The sequence below is a fragment of the Arthrobacter sp. SLBN-100 genome, assembly GCF_006715305.1.
Taxonomy (GTDB): domain Bacteria; phylum Actinomycetota; class Actinomycetes; order Actinomycetales; family Micrococcaceae; genus Arthrobacter.
On the sequence record NZ_VFMY01000001.1, the window covers coordinates 4,201,359 to 4,215,448 of the forward strand.

A 14,090-nucleotide genomic window follows, 5' to 3' on the forward strand; every position below is an offset into this window, starting at 1 on the left:
AATAGGCGTGTCGATGACGGATTAGGCCTAAGCTACACGTTGCCTCGGACAATTTCCGCGGAGCGGCGTGGATGTCCCATTGCATTACGGGCCGCTGGCCTTGGCAGGCGATTGGACGTTCAGGCCAGCCTCAACAGCAGCCGCTACGAGTTTGACGTCATACGCAACAAGGACATCGGCTTGCAGCCGGATCGCGGTGGCCAGATGGATTGCGTCTGCACTGCGCAACCGGCCCGGCATTGCCGCTGCATACATAAGGTCTGATCTCGCCACATCAACAAGGTTGATGCCAGCCAAGACTCCATTTACCAATTCGGAAGGGATATCGCGACGGTGCCCCGCGCAATGGAGTTCGGTGTAGAGGAGCATTGACGAGACCAGTTGGTCTCCGAGGGATGCTGCCTTTGAAAGGTATTCGGCAACCCCCACTGATTCCGGTTCCGCCACCACGAGCTTCAGAACCGCTGAGGTGTCGACATGAATGATCAACGGTCCCCGCGAAGGTCATCCAAGATTTCACCAGTGCTTGTTTTCGAGGCGACCCGGGGGAGGCTCCGGAAGTCAACGGGGCCTGTGATTGCAGGCCGGACCTGACCCGCCAGGAGAAGGCGTTCGAAGGGTGAAGCCGACGGTGGGATCAGCGTAGCCGTGATTTCGCCGTTGTTGGTGACATCAATGGTTTCGCCGTTCTTCACCCGCTCAAGGATTTTGCTGCTTTGGTTGCGTAGCTCGCGATGGGGAATTGTTGTCATGGGCCACCTCCGTAGCAATTGTAGCAAGCGAAGCAGTTCACTGCAGCATATGCTCCTTTAGAGGTAGTCGGCGGCCCGCTCACGTGCGATCTCCAACAACGTTGAATGGAAGGCAACTTCAGCAGGGGCATAGACCTTGTCCTGGCGCTGTGCCAAAAGTATCCGCCGCAGCGGTGCGCTGGGCCCGAGGCTAAGTACCCTCACGTCGGGATGCTGGAGTGACACTGCAGTTTTCGGCACCATGGCCACGCCCATGCCGACGCTCACCATGGCCTGGGCTTCCTGGTAGTCGTTGGCCAGGAAGCCAATGGTTGGTTCGAAGCCGGCGTCGTGGGCCGAGCGCTGCAGGACCTCCACCACCGGGTGGGCCTCCGCCCGGACGATCCACGACTCGTTGCGCAGGTCCTCCATGCTGACCTGGTCCCGTCCTGCCAGCTTATGGCCGCGGGCCACGAGGATCACCGTGCTCTCCTGAAAGACCTCGGTGACCCGGATGGCCTCGTCCTCAAAGCGATTCCAGGGGTAGTCCCAGAGCAGGCAGAGCCCGGTGACGCCCGACTCCAGGTCCGCCACCAGCTCGTCGAAGCGGGCGCTGCGCAGTGAAAGGCCGATGGCGGGGTAGCGCTTCTTGAAGGTCCGGATGACGATGGGCAGGAAGGACCCGGCCAGGGTGGGGAAGGTGCCCACCGTCAGCGATCCGCGCTTCAGGCCGGCGATCTGGCCCAGGTCGGACTGGGCCGCCTTCATCTGCCGGACGATTTTACGGGCGTGTCCGGCGAGGACCTGGCCGGCTTCGGTGGGCACCACCCCGCGTGAGCGGCGGTTGAGCAGGGGCTGGCCCACTTCCTGCTCGAGCTTTCGCAACTGCTGGGAGACGGCGGACGGCGTGTACATCATCAGCTCGGCGGCGGCCGTGATCGATCCCTGCTCGACCACCTCCAGGAGAAGGGCAAGCCGCCGGATATCGAACAGAGGCTGCTCCTCTTCCTTAAGCATTCCTTTTCCTCTCTCTGCTTTTCGTTCATTTGCTGCATGAAACCCGTGAAGCCGCGCACGGTGCGGCGCTTCGCGTTCGTTCCTAGGTGCGTAGCCCTACGAAATCGTCGCTAGCCCTCAGTGAATGAAGTAACTCTACATTCCTCTTCACAAATCCAACATTGTCCTAAAGTGTGATCTGGCTCAATCTTTTCTCAGGCCCCCAAAAGTTATTGGGGCAAAGGAGAGGTGGAAGTCGATGAAGATCGAAGCGGAATGGATGCGTGGAGGCACCAGCAAGTGCTGGGTGTTCGAAGCAGAGCACCTCCGGGAGGGTGGCGCCAGCCTCGATGTGCTGCTGCCGAGGCTCTTCGGCAGTCCCGACCCACGCCAAATTGACGGCGTGGGAGGCGCGACCTCGACCACCAGCAAAGCCATAATCCTGCACCGGCCCGCCGACGGGGACATCGACGTCGAATACACCTTCGCCCAGGTGGGCATCGAAGAAGCCCGTGTGGACTGGGGCAGCAACTGCGGGAACGGCTCCGCCGTCGTGGGCCTGTACGCGATCGAAAAGGGCTGGGTGGTCCCCACCGGAGACGTCACCCGGATCGTCACACGCAACACCAACACCAACCAGGTCATCGTCCAGCGCGTACCAACACCTGCAGGCGTCCTGCCCGACATTCCGGAGGGACAAATGCCCGGCGTGCCGTTCCCCGGCTACCCGGTGGGGCTCGGCTTCCGGGACCCCGCCGGCAAGACTACCGGGGACCTGCTTCCTACGGGCGCGGCGACGGACATCATCACGGCCGGCGGAACCCGGTGGACCGTGTCAATGGTCGACGCCGGAGCGCCGGTCGTGATGGTCCGCGCCGAGGAGATGGGCCTGAACCCGGCCTGTTACCAGAGTTGGCGGGCAGGGGTGGAGCTGCAGTTGGACACCCTGGAGCAGATCCGGCGGCAGGCGGCCGTGCGGATGGGGCTGGCCCCCACTACCGCCGAAGCTGCCCGGGCCATCCCCAAACTCGCCATTGTGGCCGCCCCCGCCGAAGCCGCACTGGGCTCCGATGTCAACGTCATGATGCTCTCCATGGGCAAGCCCCACCCCGCCCTGGCCATCACCGGCAGCATCGCCCTGACCCTGGCCGCCCGCACCCCGGGCACCATATTGCACGCCATCACAGGCGGAAATGTAGGGACCACCCTGCGGCTGCGGAGCCCCGCCGGGGTGATTGAAACCTGGAGCGAGGAGCACAACGGAAGCCTGCTCGTCGGCGTGGACCGCACTGCCCGCACTATCGCCACCGCCATCATCCATCTCCCCGAGGTTTCGGGCAGCCCAGCTGCTGCCGCCCTCGTGGGAGCCACTCAATGAGGAGTAAGCATCATGACTAGTACTGCGAACCGTACCGCTGCACCCAAGGGCGACCTTCAAGATAACGGTCCCGAGCGCCCCAACCGCCGCCGCCGTATCCTACTGATGGTGGTGGCCGGCCTGACGATCCTGGGACTGGCTGCCCTCGTGCTGGGGGGTGGCATCCTCAACCCGGCTGCCACCTCGGAACCGGAGCACACCATGACAGCCGTACAGATCATCCCGCTCGTCATCCTTGTGGTGATGTTCGTCGTCGCCACCAAGTGGCCGCTGAACATCGGCGTGATGGGGCTAGTAGCCTCCTTCGGCGTCGGCTACTTCATGCTCGGGATGACGGACAAGCAGATCCTCGAGGAATTCCCCGCCAGCATCGTCCTGACCATCATCGGCGTCACCTACTTCTTCAGCATGGCCCAGCGGAACGGCACCATCAACATCATCGTCCAGACCTGCGTCCGCCTGGTCAGGGGCAAGACGATGCTGCTGCCCTGGGTCTTCTTCCTGATCGCTGCCGCGCTGACGTCGCTGGGCACTTTCTCGCCGGCCGCCGTCGCGCTGTTGGCACCGGCAGCCCTGGGCTTCGCTTACGAATCCCGCATCCACCCCGTTGTTATGGGCGCGTTCATCATCAACGGTGCCCACGCCGGCGGTTTTTCCCCGCTGTCCGTGGCCGGCGTGCTGGTCCACAACATTGCGGTTGAAAACGGGTTCCCCATTTCCCAGGGTGCACTGTTCATCGCCAGCTTCGCCCTGAACCTCATCCTCTCAGTGCTGACCATCGTGCTGTTCGGCCTCCTGGGCAAGCTGCGCGACGGCGAAGGCGGCCAGCTCGCCGACGTGGACACCACCAGCACCGGCCGCCCCCATGGCCAGCAGATCCTTACCCTGGTCCTGATCGCCGCGATGCTTGTCTGCACCTTGGGCTTCCACATGCCTATCGGCTTCGTCGCCCTGTCCGCCGGGCTCCTGCTCGCCTTCGTGAACATCAAGGAACACCAGACGTTTATCGGCGGCGTCTCCTGGTCCACGGTCCTGCTGGTGGCCGGCATGATCACCTACGTCTCACTCCTGCAGCACGTGGGCGTCATCGACACCCTCGCCGAACAGGCCCTGGCACTCGGTGCACCCCTGCTCGTCGCGCTGGTCCTGTGCTACGTGATCGGCGTCGGCTCGGCCTTCGCCTCTTCCACCGCCCTGTTGACCGCGTTCATCCCGCTCGCCGGTCCGCTGCTGGCCACCAGCGCCCTGAGCGCCTCCGGTACGGTCGCGGCTCTGGCCATTGCCGCCACCGTGGTGGATGTTTCGCCCTTCTCCACCGACGGCGCCCTGGTGGTTGCCAATGCCCGCGACAATGACCGGCAGCGCGTCTACAAGCAGCTGATGATGTACGCCGGCGGCGTGGTGCTGGTTGCTCCCGCTTTGGCCTGGGCCCTGCTGGTACCCACCGGCATCATGTAGCCCGTACCCTCTGTCTGGACTTACCGGCAACGGCCCGTCAGTGCTTCGGCTGACGGGCCGTTGTCGTTAAGAAGGCGGGTTCAGGGGCTCCGGCCCGCGAGGTGCTCCACCACGTGCTGGGCGTCGTCACCCACCAGTCCAAGCGTCGCGGAGGCGTGCCTCGTCAGCCAGGGAAGTCCGACGGCGTAGAGGCCGGGGACCTCAGTGACACCCTGGCTGTGCCGCGGATAGTTCCACTCGTCCAGCAGCGGGATGTCCAGGAAGCTGAAGTCCAGGCTGTAGCCAGTGGCCCAGATGATGGACCTGATGTTCTCCGCATCCAGGTCCAGCCGTCCGCCGGACTCCTGGGGAAGCCACGGATCGTCCGGGACCGGCTCGGCGGGCGGCGCATCGATGCCGGCGGCCTCAATGTAGGCATCCGCCAGCCTCAGGCGCTGGCTGAAGCCCGCCTCCACCAGCGCCAGACGTTCGGGAAGGTCGTCGCTGAAGGCGAGTACGCCGTCGTCCGCTCCCTCGAACCGGCCGTGCAGGCGGACGCCGCGGCGCCCCAGCTCCCGCACGTGGATGCTGTGGCCGCCGTCGTTGCCCGAGATTAGGGGATTGCACAGAAAACGGGCGGCGGGGGAGGGGAGGTTCTCCACCTGAAGGCCGTTGAAGCCATACTCCGGACCATGCAGGTTGAGCTGGAGGATCCAGTGGAGGACGTCCTGGCCGCGGTACCGGCGGGGCGCTTCCGGGCACGTTGAAACGGACAGGTGCACCTCGCGGCCGGCGTCCAGCAGGTCCTCGGTAATCTGGCCGCCGGACTGGCCGGTGCCCACCACCAGGACGGCGCCGTCAGGCAGCTGGCGCGGGTTGCGGTAGTCGTGGCTGTGCAGCTGGTGCACGTGAGCGGGGATGAACGCCGACGCCGGAGGGATGCGCGGGCGCTGGAAGGCGCCGTTTGCGAGGACGACGTTCGCCGCGGCCAGCGTGCCGCTGGTGGTTTCGGCCCTGAACGCGCCGTCTGCCCTGCTTATTCGGGTGACCTCCGTTCCCAGCTGCACCGGTGCGGCGATCCACTGGGCGTAGTCGCGGAAAAGGTCTATGACGGCATCCCGGGGGATGAAGGCGTCAGGCTCCCGGCCCTCGTAGGCGAGTCCCGGAAGCCTGCAGAAAAAGTTGGGCGTGTTCAGGTAAAAGGAGTCCCACCGGTCCTGCCACGCACCGCCGAGCCCGCTCCGCCGCTCCAGCAGCAGGTGCTCCACACCATGCCGGGTGAGCCAGTAACTGGCGGCCAGCCCCGCTTGGCCGGCACCAATGACCAGGGTGTTGATCATTCGCGGCAGCTCGCGGCCGGCGCTCGCCCCTTCACCGCTGGACGCCTTGGGTGTCTCCATAATTTTCTCCCGGTGCTCAGGAGGGAGTGGATCTGATGGCAGGATACGCCCGGACCGCCGCTGTGGTAATCCGTGTCCCAAAACTCATGTAGTGTTGATCCTGTTGTTGTGTTTATGCAGTTGGTAGTTCAGGCAGTACGCGCGGTCGAAAGTCCGCGTTCTTCTGAAGTAGCGGTTTTGAACACCCCACACCGGAGGACCCGAAAGTCGGGACTTTTCCTCCACCTTCACGAAGGACAAAAATAATGGCTACTGGTACCGTCAAATGGTTTAACGCTGAAAAGGGCTTCGGCTTCATTTCCCCCGATGACTCCTCACAGGATGTTTTCGCACACTACTCTGCGATCAACTCCAACGGCTTCCGCTCCCTCGAAGAGAACCAGAAGGTTTCCTTCGAAACCGAGCAGGGCCCCAAGGGTCCCCAGGCCACCAACATCCAGGCTCTCTAATTTTTTAGGGAAACTGGGGCCTCAGGGTTTCAATTTTTAGCAGGGCCGGTCACTGACCGGCCCTGCTTTTGCTTAACCCGGTAGTGCTACCAACGGCTTCGGCCACGATGTTACGGGCAGCGCGGCAGCGGTCCCTGCGGCATTCGCGGCCGTGATCCGCAGGGACGGTCCTGGCCAGCACCGCTCATGCGGGCCAGGGCCGCCCATCCGGGAAGCAACCACCGGCGGCTCAACCCGCCTGTTCAGCGCAGCCCCATCGCGTTGCGGACCTCATCCAGAATGTGGTGCATCGCCGTCTCGGCGGCACCGGCGTCTCCTCCGGCCACGGCGGCGGCCACATCCTCGTGTGCCTGGAGCGCTTCGTTCCGCGGCTTGAACGGCATGAGCCCCTGCTTGGTCCGGCTGGTCAGCACCTCGGCCACCATGCCTTCCAGGGCAAGGAACATTTCGTTGCCGCAGCTCTCCAGCAGCAGGCAGTGAAACTCGATGTCCGCCGCCAGGAACGCCTCCAGCTCTCCGGCCTCGCCCAGGCGGCGCAGGTCGGCGGCAAGGGAAGTCAGCTTGGCCCGTTCGGCGGCGCTCGCCCTGCGGGCCGCCCCGGCTGCGGCAATGGGCTCGACGGCGATGCGCAGCTCCGTGAGACTGCTGTACTGGATTTCCCGCCGGTCCGAGGCAAGCCGCCAACGCACCAGTTTGGGGTCGAAGACATTCCAGAACCGGCGTTCCTGCACCACGATGCCCACCCGGCGACGCGAGTACACCAGGTTCATTGATTCGAGGACCTTCATGGTGTCCCGGGCCACGGTGCGCGAAATCCCGTATTCCTGCTGCAACCCCTCCAGGGTGAGCCGGCTTCCGGGCGGCAGGTCGCCGGAGGCGATCGCTACGCCAAGCGCCTCAACAACGCGCCCCTGCATGGCGGGGGAGGGTCCGCCGTCGTCCGCGTTGTCCGGGTCCTGTGGTGTCGCCGTCGACATCTTCCTGCCTTCCTCTGCGCGCCTGCGCGGTACCAGCCTACCCAAAGATGGCTGAAAGGTATGACTTGTGACACGCAAAGATAGTATCTGTGCACGAAAAAGGTGATACCTTATCTCCAGCGCGTTTCCTCCAAGGATGCGCAAAGAGCTTTCTTCCCTAAGCCAACGGCGTCTTCTTCGGAGGTAAAACATGCAGTATCCAGCCACGCACCTGGTGGTGATGGGCGTTGCCGGTTCCGGCAAATCCACCCTCGCGGCAGCTCTCTCCCAGCAGCTCGGGTGGGTCTGCGCCGAAGCGGACGAGTTCCACCCGCAGTCCAACATCGAGAAGATGAGCCAGGGCATTCCGTTACAGGATGAGGACCGCTGGCCCTGGCTGCAGGAAATCCAGAACTGGATGACAGTCAAGGCCCAAGCGGGTACAAGCACGGTGCTGACCTGCTCCGCCCTCAAGCAGAGCTACCGCCGGCTGCTGGCCCAGGCGGAGGGCCGCGTCCTTTTCCTGCACCTTCACGGTGAAGCGGACCTGATCGGCCAGCGCATGCAGGGCCGCGAGGGCCACTTCATGCCGCCCACGCTCCTGCCCAGCCAGCTGGCCACCCTTGAGCCGCTGAGCGACGAGGAGATCGCTGCCGGAAGTCTCCGGCTGGACATTTCCAAGTCGCCGGAAGAGCTGGTCAAAACCATCATCGCCGCGCTGCAGCTTCCCGCAGACCAGGCATCCTAAGCCTTCCCCCAATCCCCCCAACAATCCTGTTTCAAAGGAGAATCATGACCATCGAAGGATGGACCCAGACGCTGGGCGCAGGCCCGCTGCTGCTCATCGCCGCGGCCGCGATCGTCGCCCTGCTGTTCCTGATCATCAAGCTGCGGATGCACGCGCTGATCGCCCTGATCCTCATCAGCCTTGCCACGGCCTTCGCCACCGGCATCCCCGCCAACCAGGTGGTGCCCGTCCTGATCAACGGCTTCGGCACAACGCTGGGCACCGTGGCACTCCTCGTGGGCCTCGGCGCGATGCTCGGCCGGATCGTGGAGACCAGTGGCGGCGCCAAGGTGCTGGCCGACTACCTCATCGGCGTCTTCGGTGAGAAGCGCGCGCCGTTCGCCCTGGGCCTGGCCTCACTGATCTTCGGCTTCCCCATCTTCTTCGACGCCGGCCTGGTAGTGATGCTGCCCGTCGTCTTCGCCGTGGCCCACCGCCTGGGCGGGGGAGTGCTCCGCTACGGCCTGCCCGCAGCCGGCGCGTTCTCGGTGATGCACATCTTCCTGCCGCCGCACCCGGGCCCGGTCTCCGCCGCCGCCTTCTTTGACGCCAACATCGGCCTGGTCCTGATTGCGGGCCTCATCACTGCCATTCCCACCTGGTACGTCACCGCCTACCTGTACGGCCTCTACACCGGCAAGAAGCTGGTCCTGCCCGTGCCGGAGCTCCTCGGCCACGCCAGCGCCGAAGCCGAATCCCACCCGCCACGCTTCCGCACCATCGTGGGACTGCTGCTCCTGCCGCTGGTCCTGATCTTCCTGAACACCGGACTGAACACGCTGGCCACCTCCGGAGTGCTGGCCAAGGAAGTCAAGAACGAGCAGTGGTTCCAGGTCCTGCGCACCATCGGTGAAACCCCGGTTGCGCTGCTGATCGCCGTGATCGTGGCCATGTTCGTTCTTGGCGCCAAGCGCGGCAAGGATGCCGGCGCAATCGAGAAGCTGCTCGAATCCTCCCTGGGGCCGGTTTGCTCCGTCATCCTGATCACCGGCGCCGGCGGCATGTTCGGCGGCGTCCTGCGCACCTCCGGCATCGGCGCCGCACTGGCCGACGTCCTGGGCAACCTGGGCATTCCGCTCATCCTGGCCGGCTTCCTGGTCTCGGCCATCCTGCGCATCGCCCAGGGTTCTGCCACTGTGGCCCTGACCACCACGGCAGGCCTCATCGCACCGGCCGTGGCGCTGGCCGGACTGAACGGCATGCAGGTGGCCGCCCTGGTTATCGCAGTGGCCGCCGGCTCCGTCGTGGTCTCCCACGTCAACGACTCCGGCTTCTGGCTGGTGGGCCGGTTCTTCGGCATGGACGTCAAGACCACGTTGAAGACCTGGACCGTGATGGAAACCTTCATCGGCGTGATGGGCTTCGCCATCGCAGCCGCGATTTTCCTGGTGGCCGGCCTGGCGGGCTGACTTCCCTCCCAGCCACGGCTGACGAACAACAGCGGCGGGGCGCCCAGCAGAAATGCTGGGCGCCCCGCCGTCGTAGTACCCGGGGTTTCGGCAGGCTCAACCACCGGAAATGGGGTTCGGGCTCAAGCCCGCGGTCGCACCCGCCCGCTGACTACTGGCCGGCTGCCCGGGCTTTGGTGGCCTTTGGCTCTTTCGGCGGGAGCGTGGAAATGTACTCGAAGGCCTTGCGGATCCAGGCTTTCGCCCGTGCGTCGTCGCCGTCGCCTTCCTCGTTCCACATCGCCGGCAGTCCCGTGTAGCCGCCCATCGGCCGCTCGGCCGGCCCGAAGGGGACAGTCCGTTCCGCGCTTTCGAGTTCGTCCCGGTCCGCCGGGGAGAGCTTGATGCCGATAGTGGGTCCAAACAGCCCGGCGAACATGTTGCCGTTCACGAAGGCACCCAGGTTGCCGAACATGGGCTTGACCACCACGTCCGGGTGGTCCGGGACCAAGGACCTGAACCGATCCTTGTCCTCGTCTGACGCTTTCGGCATCTCCATGTGTTTCCCTTTCCCGGACCTCGGCTGTGTGTGCAGGATATGCCCTGCCAGGTGCACCGGGGAACACCCGCACGCCCGCCGTCGTTGTGCCAAAAGGCAACGCACTCAAGCAGGCGTTGAGACCGGACCGACCAAAGGACTTACCCTTGACTCCTCGCACTATCGTGATCACCGGCGCCAGCGACGGCATTGGCGCAGCAGCCGCCCGGACCCTGGCGAAGGCAGGGGAGCAGGTGGTCGTCGTCGGCCGGTCCGACGAGAAGACCCGCGCCATTGCCAAGGAGCTGGACGCGGACTACTTCGTCAGTGACTTCGCCGAACTCGCGCAGGTGCGCACCCTCGCCGCGCAGCTGATGTCCGACTACCCGCGCATCGACGTCCTGGCCAACAACGCCGGCGGCATCATGGGCAGGCGCGCCCTCACCGTGGACGGCAACGAGTCCACCTTCCAGATCAACCACCTGGCGCCGTTCCTGCTCACCACGCTGCTGATGGACACCCTTACCGCCAGCAACGCCAAGGTGATCAACACCGCCAGCGCCGCCAACGGCTTCGGCAAGCTGGACCTCTTCGACCTCACGGCCGAGCACGGCTACTCCACCAACCGCGCCTACGGCACCGGCAAGCTCGCCAATATCCTGTTCACCTCCGAGCTGGACCGGCGCTACGCAAGCCAGGGCATTACGACGGCGGCATTCCACCCGGGCGTGGTCCGCACCAACTTCGCGGCGGAGTCCACCAGCCCGTTCCGGCATGCGTACAAGACCCTCCTCAACCGGTTCATGCTCACCCCGGACCAGGGCGCCGACACCCTGTTGTGGCTCATCAACGGCACCGCGGGCAAGGACTGGATCTCCGGCGCCTACTACGCCAAGCGCGCCCTGGCCAAGGCCAACCCGCAGGCCTATGACGCCGAACTTGCCCGGGGGCTGTGGGAGAAGAGCGAAGAGCTGGTTGCGCCCGCTTCCTAGGTTCGTGCCGTACCCCGCGCCTGCTCCACCTCCGCGGCAATCCCCGTCTGCCCTCTGGCGGTAAGCCCGGCCACCACGCCGTCAATGTCGGCATCGGGCCGGTTCTGGCTCAGCTTGGCCTTCGCCTCGATCCGGGTGATCACCAGTTCCACGCCCACGATGGCCCGCAGTTGGCCGGTGATGAAGCGCTCAGGCGCGTCGTCCACGCTCCACGGCTGGTCGAACCCAGCCTCGTGCACCCCGGTGAGCCGCCGGACCTGGCGGGAAATCCATTCCGGATCGTCATGGACCACCAGCCGCCCGTAGACGTGGGCGGTTGTGTAGTTCCAGGTGGGAACAACCCGTCCATGTTCAGCCTTGGAGGCGTACCAGGACGGCGAGACGTAGGCGTCCGCTCCCTGGATGATGGCCAGCGATTCCGCGGCCGCGGGTTCGGACCACTGCATGTTGTTCCGGGCAACGTGCCCCTGCAGCGCTCCGCGCTCTCCGACGTCGGGATCATAGACAACCGGCAGGAGCGTAGCGAGGAGGCCCTGCGGCGTCATGGTGACCAGGTTGGCCGCGCCGGGGCGGTCAAGGAGGTGCTGGACCGTCTCGGGACTGGCGGTGAAATGGGCTGGGGTGTACATGGTCTAGTCCTTTGCTGGCTGGAGGGTTCGGGCAGGACGGGCAACTCTGGGCGGAGCCGGTGCAGGTTGGAGCCGGACCCGGACGGCGGCGCCAGCGCAGAGGATGACCGCGAGTGCGCCGAGGGCTGTGGGCCATGTCAGGCTCTCGCCCAGCAGGAGGGCCGCCCAGCAGATGGTCAGGACCGGCTGGATGAGCTGGATCTGGCTGACCGAGGCGATGGGGCCGATGGCCAGGCCGCGGTACCAGGCGAAGAACGCCAGGAACATACTGACCACGCCGACGTAGGCGAACGCGAGCCACTCCATCGGCCCGGCCGACGGCGGTTGCTGGGCGATGGACACACCGGTCAGCAGCACCATCAGCGGCGCCGCCAGCACCAGTGCCCAGGAAACGGTCTGCCAGGCGCCAAGCTCGCGGGCCAGCAGGCCACCCTCCGCGTAGCCGACAGCAGCGGCAGCCACCGAACCGAGGAGCAGGCCGTCCGCCCAGTGCAGCTGCCCGAAGCCGCCGGAGTGAAGGGAGGCGAAGACGACGGCTGCGACGGCGCCAGCCGTGGTGACCAGCCAGAATGCCGGCGGCGGCCGTTCCCGCCCGCGGAGGACTGCGGCCGTTGCAGTAGCGGCCGGCAGCAAAGCGATCACCACAGCCCCGTGGCTGGCGGGGGTGGCGGTCAAGGCAAAGGAAGTCAGTAGCGGGAAGCCGACGACGACGCCGGCCGCCACTACGGACAGACGTGCCCATTGCATTCCGCGGGGGAGCCGCTGCCGGGTAAGTGCCAAGGCTGAACCTGCCAGCACGGCTGCCACCACTGCGCGTCCGGAGCCGATGAAGAGCGGCGACAGGCTGGCCACCGCCACTTTGGTGAACGGGACGGTGAACGAGAACGCCGCCACTCCAATGAAGCCCAGCCAGACTCCGGAGGCCTGCAGTGGCAGTATCACTGTGCGCTGGATAAGAGTAGCGCTACTATTGTCTCTCATGAACAACGATAGCAGTTCGCGGATCGCGGCGCACCTGAAAACCTGGATGGCTGGAGCCGCGCCCGGCGCCAAACTGCCGTCCACCCGTTCGCTGGTGGCCGAGTACCAGGCCAGCCCGGTGACGGTGCAGAAGGCGCTGCAAACACTGACAGCGCAGGGCCTTATCGAGAGCAGGCCCGGCGTGGGGACATTTGTGCGCGCTGCCCGGACCGCGAAGCCTTCTGACTACGGCTGGCAGACGGCGGCCCTGCGCTCACCTCGCGCGGCGCTGCCCCCGGCATCGTCCACCATGCGCGACCTGCCGCTCGGCGTCATTTCCTTCCACTCCGGCTACCCGGCCCGCGAACTGCTGCCCGAACGGCTGGTGCGGGCCGCCCTCACCCGGGCTGCCCGCGGCGACGCCGCCCTGTCCCGTCCTCCTGCGGCTGGCCTCCCGGAGCTGCAGTCGTGGTTCGCGCACGAGCTGGGTGCGTTGACGCCGGCCGGGACCACCCCGCCCAACCCAAGCGACGTCGTCGTGCTTCCTGGAAGCCAGAGCGGACTGAGCTCAATCTTCAGCGCGCTGGTGGGCAGGGGGCAGCCGCTGCTGCTGGAGTCGCCCACGTACTGGGGCGCCATCCTGGCTGCCGCGCAGGCGGGAGTCCGTGTGGTCCCGGTGCCCACCGGACCGGACGGTCCCGACGCCGTGGAACTGACCCGGGCCTTCGAGGAGTCCGGGGCCAGGGTCTTTTACGCGCAACCCAATTACGCGAACCCCACCGGCGCCCAGTGGACGGCGGAGCGGCGTGACCAGGTGCTGGATGTGGTGCGTGCGCAGGGCGCGTTCCTGGTGGAGGACGACTGGGCGCACGATTTTGGCATCACCACCAGCCCCGTGCCGGTCGCTTCCCGCGACGACTCGGGCCATGTTGTCTACCTGCGCTCGCTCACCAAGAGTGTGTCCACGTCGATCCGGGTGGCCGCGGTGATCGCCCGCGGTCCTGCGCGGGAACGCATCCTTGCGGACCGCGCAGCCGAGTCGATGTACGTCAGCGGGCTGCTGCAGGCGGCCGCGCTCGACGTCGTCACGCAGCCAGGGTGGCAGACGCACCTGCGCAGCCTTCGCCACCAGCTTGAATCCCGCCGCGACCTGCTGGTCGCCAGCCTGCATGAGCACGCGCCGCAGGGCCACATTGAGCAGGTGCCCAAAGGCGGCCTGAACGTTTGGGTGCGGCTGCCGGACGGGACTGACCTGGCGCGGCTGGCCCGGGACTGCGAATCCGCCGGCGTGGTTATTGCTCCCGGCAACGAGTGGTTCCCGGCCGAACCGGCGGGCCCGTTCATCCGGCTCAACTACTCAGGGACGAATCCGGGTGCCTTTCCCGAGGGCGCCCGGATCGTCGGGGAGATGCTGGAACGGAACGGGGGCTAAGGGTCAGAGGGCGCATA

Annotated in this window: 15 protein-coding genes; 7 read left to right on the plus strand and 8 right to left on the minus strand. The window is 65.8% G+C overall.

The window, feature by feature from the left end:
* Positions 1 to 84 precede the first annotated feature (84 nt).
* The 3 genes from FBY31_RS19405 to FBY31_RS19415 are packed head-to-tail and all read right to left on the minus strand — an operon-like array spanning position 85 to position 1,748.
* Positions 85 to 489, minus strand: a complete 405-nt coding sequence (locus FBY31_RS19405; RefSeq protein WP_142044275.1) for a type II toxin-antitoxin system VapC family toxin — start codon at positions 487 to 489, stop codon at positions 85 to 87.
* A complete protein-coding gene (locus FBY31_RS19410) occupies positions 486 to 752 on the minus strand; it encodes a type II toxin-antitoxin system Phd/YefM family antitoxin (protein ID WP_142044276.1) in 267 nt (88 codons plus the stop codon). The genes FBY31_RS19405 and FBY31_RS19410 overlap by 4 nt, the downstream gene beginning before the upstream one ends.
* Before the next feature lie 57 nt (positions 753 to 809).
* A complete protein-coding gene (locus FBY31_RS19415) occupies positions 810 to 1,748 on the minus strand; it encodes a LysR family transcriptional regulator (RefSeq protein ID WP_142044278.1) in 939 nt (312 codons plus the stop codon).
* A 238-nt stretch (positions 1,749 to 1,986) separates the two neighbouring features.
* Between FBY31_RS19415 and FBY31_RS19420 the strand changes: the two genes are divergently transcribed.
* Both FBY31_RS19420 and FBY31_RS19425 read left to right on the plus strand, forming a co-directional pair.
* Positions 1,987 to 3,105, plus strand: a complete 1,119-nt coding sequence (locus tag FBY31_RS19420) for a PrpF domain-containing protein (RefSeq protein WP_142044280.1) — start codon at positions 1,987 to 1,989, stop codon at positions 3,103 to 3,105.
* Between the two features lie 12 nt (positions 3,106 to 3,117).
* Positions 3,118 to 4,563, plus strand: coding sequence for an SLC13 family permease (locus FBY31_RS19425; RefSeq protein WP_142044282.1), 1,446 nt, complete (start codon positions 3,118 to 3,120; stop codon positions 4,561 to 4,563).
* Positions 4,564 to 4,643: 80 nt separating this feature from the next.
* On the opposite strand, the gene FBY31_RS19430 is transcribed toward FBY31_RS19425, so the two are convergent.
* Positions 4,644 to 5,942, minus strand: coding sequence for a flavin-containing monooxygenase (locus tag FBY31_RS19430; protein WP_442858198.1), 1,299 nt, complete (start codon positions 5,940 to 5,942; stop codon positions 4,644 to 4,646).
* Positions 5,943 to 6,187: 245 nt separating this feature from the next.
* Between FBY31_RS19430 and FBY31_RS19435 the strand changes: the two genes are divergently transcribed.
* Positions 6,188 to 6,391, plus strand: coding sequence for a cold-shock protein (locus tag FBY31_RS19435; RefSeq protein WP_050056011.1), 204 nt, complete (start codon positions 6,188 to 6,190; stop codon positions 6,389 to 6,391).
* A 242-nt stretch (positions 6,392 to 6,633) separates the two neighbouring features.
* Here the strand turns inward: FBY31_RS19435 and FBY31_RS19440 are convergent, their stop codons facing one another.
* Entirely contained in the window at positions 6,634 to 7,368 is a 735-nt protein-coding gene (locus FBY31_RS19440; protein ID WP_142044284.1) for a FadR/GntR family transcriptional regulator, read from the minus strand.
* A gap of 190 nt (positions 7,369 to 7,558) precedes the next feature.
* Here FBY31_RS19440 and FBY31_RS19445 point away from each other — a divergent pair, with 190 nt between their 5' ends.
* Both FBY31_RS19445 and FBY31_RS19450 read left to right on the plus strand, forming a co-directional pair.
* The gene (locus FBY31_RS19445) at positions 7,559 to 8,095 is read left to right on the plus strand and encodes a gluconokinase (RefSeq protein WP_142044286.1); all 537 of its coding nucleotides are present in this window, start codon (positions 7,559 to 7,561) and stop codon (positions 8,093 to 8,095) included.
* Positions 8,096 to 8,139: 44 nt separating this feature from the next.
* Entirely contained in the window at positions 8,140 to 9,543 is a 1,404-nt protein-coding gene (locus tag FBY31_RS19450; RefSeq protein ID WP_142044288.1) for a GntP family permease, read from the plus strand.
* A gap of 151 nt (positions 9,544 to 9,694) precedes the next feature.
* On the opposite strand, the gene FBY31_RS19455 is transcribed toward FBY31_RS19450, so the two are convergent.
* Complete coding sequence (locus tag FBY31_RS19455; RefSeq protein WP_142044290.1) at positions 9,695 to 10,081, minus strand: TfoX/Sxy family protein; 387 nt, start codon at positions 10,079 to 10,081, stop codon at positions 9,695 to 9,697.
* 146 nt (positions 10,082 to 10,227) lie between these two features.
* On the opposite strand from FBY31_RS19455, the gene FBY31_RS19460 reads away from it, so the two are divergent.
* Positions 10,228 to 11,052 carry an SDR family NAD(P)-dependent oxidoreductase gene (locus FBY31_RS19460; RefSeq protein WP_142044292.1) on the plus strand — a complete coding sequence of 275 codons (825 nt, stop codon included), beginning with the start codon at positions 10,228 to 10,230 and terminating at the stop codon, positions 11,050 to 11,052.
* Here FBY31_RS19460 and FBY31_RS19465 read toward each other — a convergent pair.
* On the minus strand, positions 11,049 to 11,681 hold the full coding sequence (locus FBY31_RS19465) for an FMN-binding negative transcriptional regulator (protein WP_142044294.1): 633 nt from the start codon (positions 11,679 to 11,681) through the stop codon (positions 11,049 to 11,051). The genes FBY31_RS19460 and FBY31_RS19465 overlap by 4 nt on opposite strands.
* Positions 11,682 to 11,684: 3 nt before the next feature.
* Positions 11,685 to 12,662, minus strand: coding sequence for a DMT family transporter (locus tag FBY31_RS19470; protein ID WP_142044296.1), 978 nt, complete (start codon positions 12,660 to 12,662; stop codon positions 11,685 to 11,687).
* Between FBY31_RS19470 and FBY31_RS19475 the strand changes: the two genes are divergently transcribed.
* A complete protein-coding gene (locus FBY31_RS19475) occupies positions 12,661 to 14,073 on the plus strand; it encodes an aminotransferase-like domain-containing protein (RefSeq protein WP_142044298.1) in 1,413 nt (470 codons plus the stop codon). The genes FBY31_RS19470 and FBY31_RS19475 overlap by 2 nt on opposite strands.
* Positions 14,074 to 14,090 lie beyond the last annotated feature (17 nt).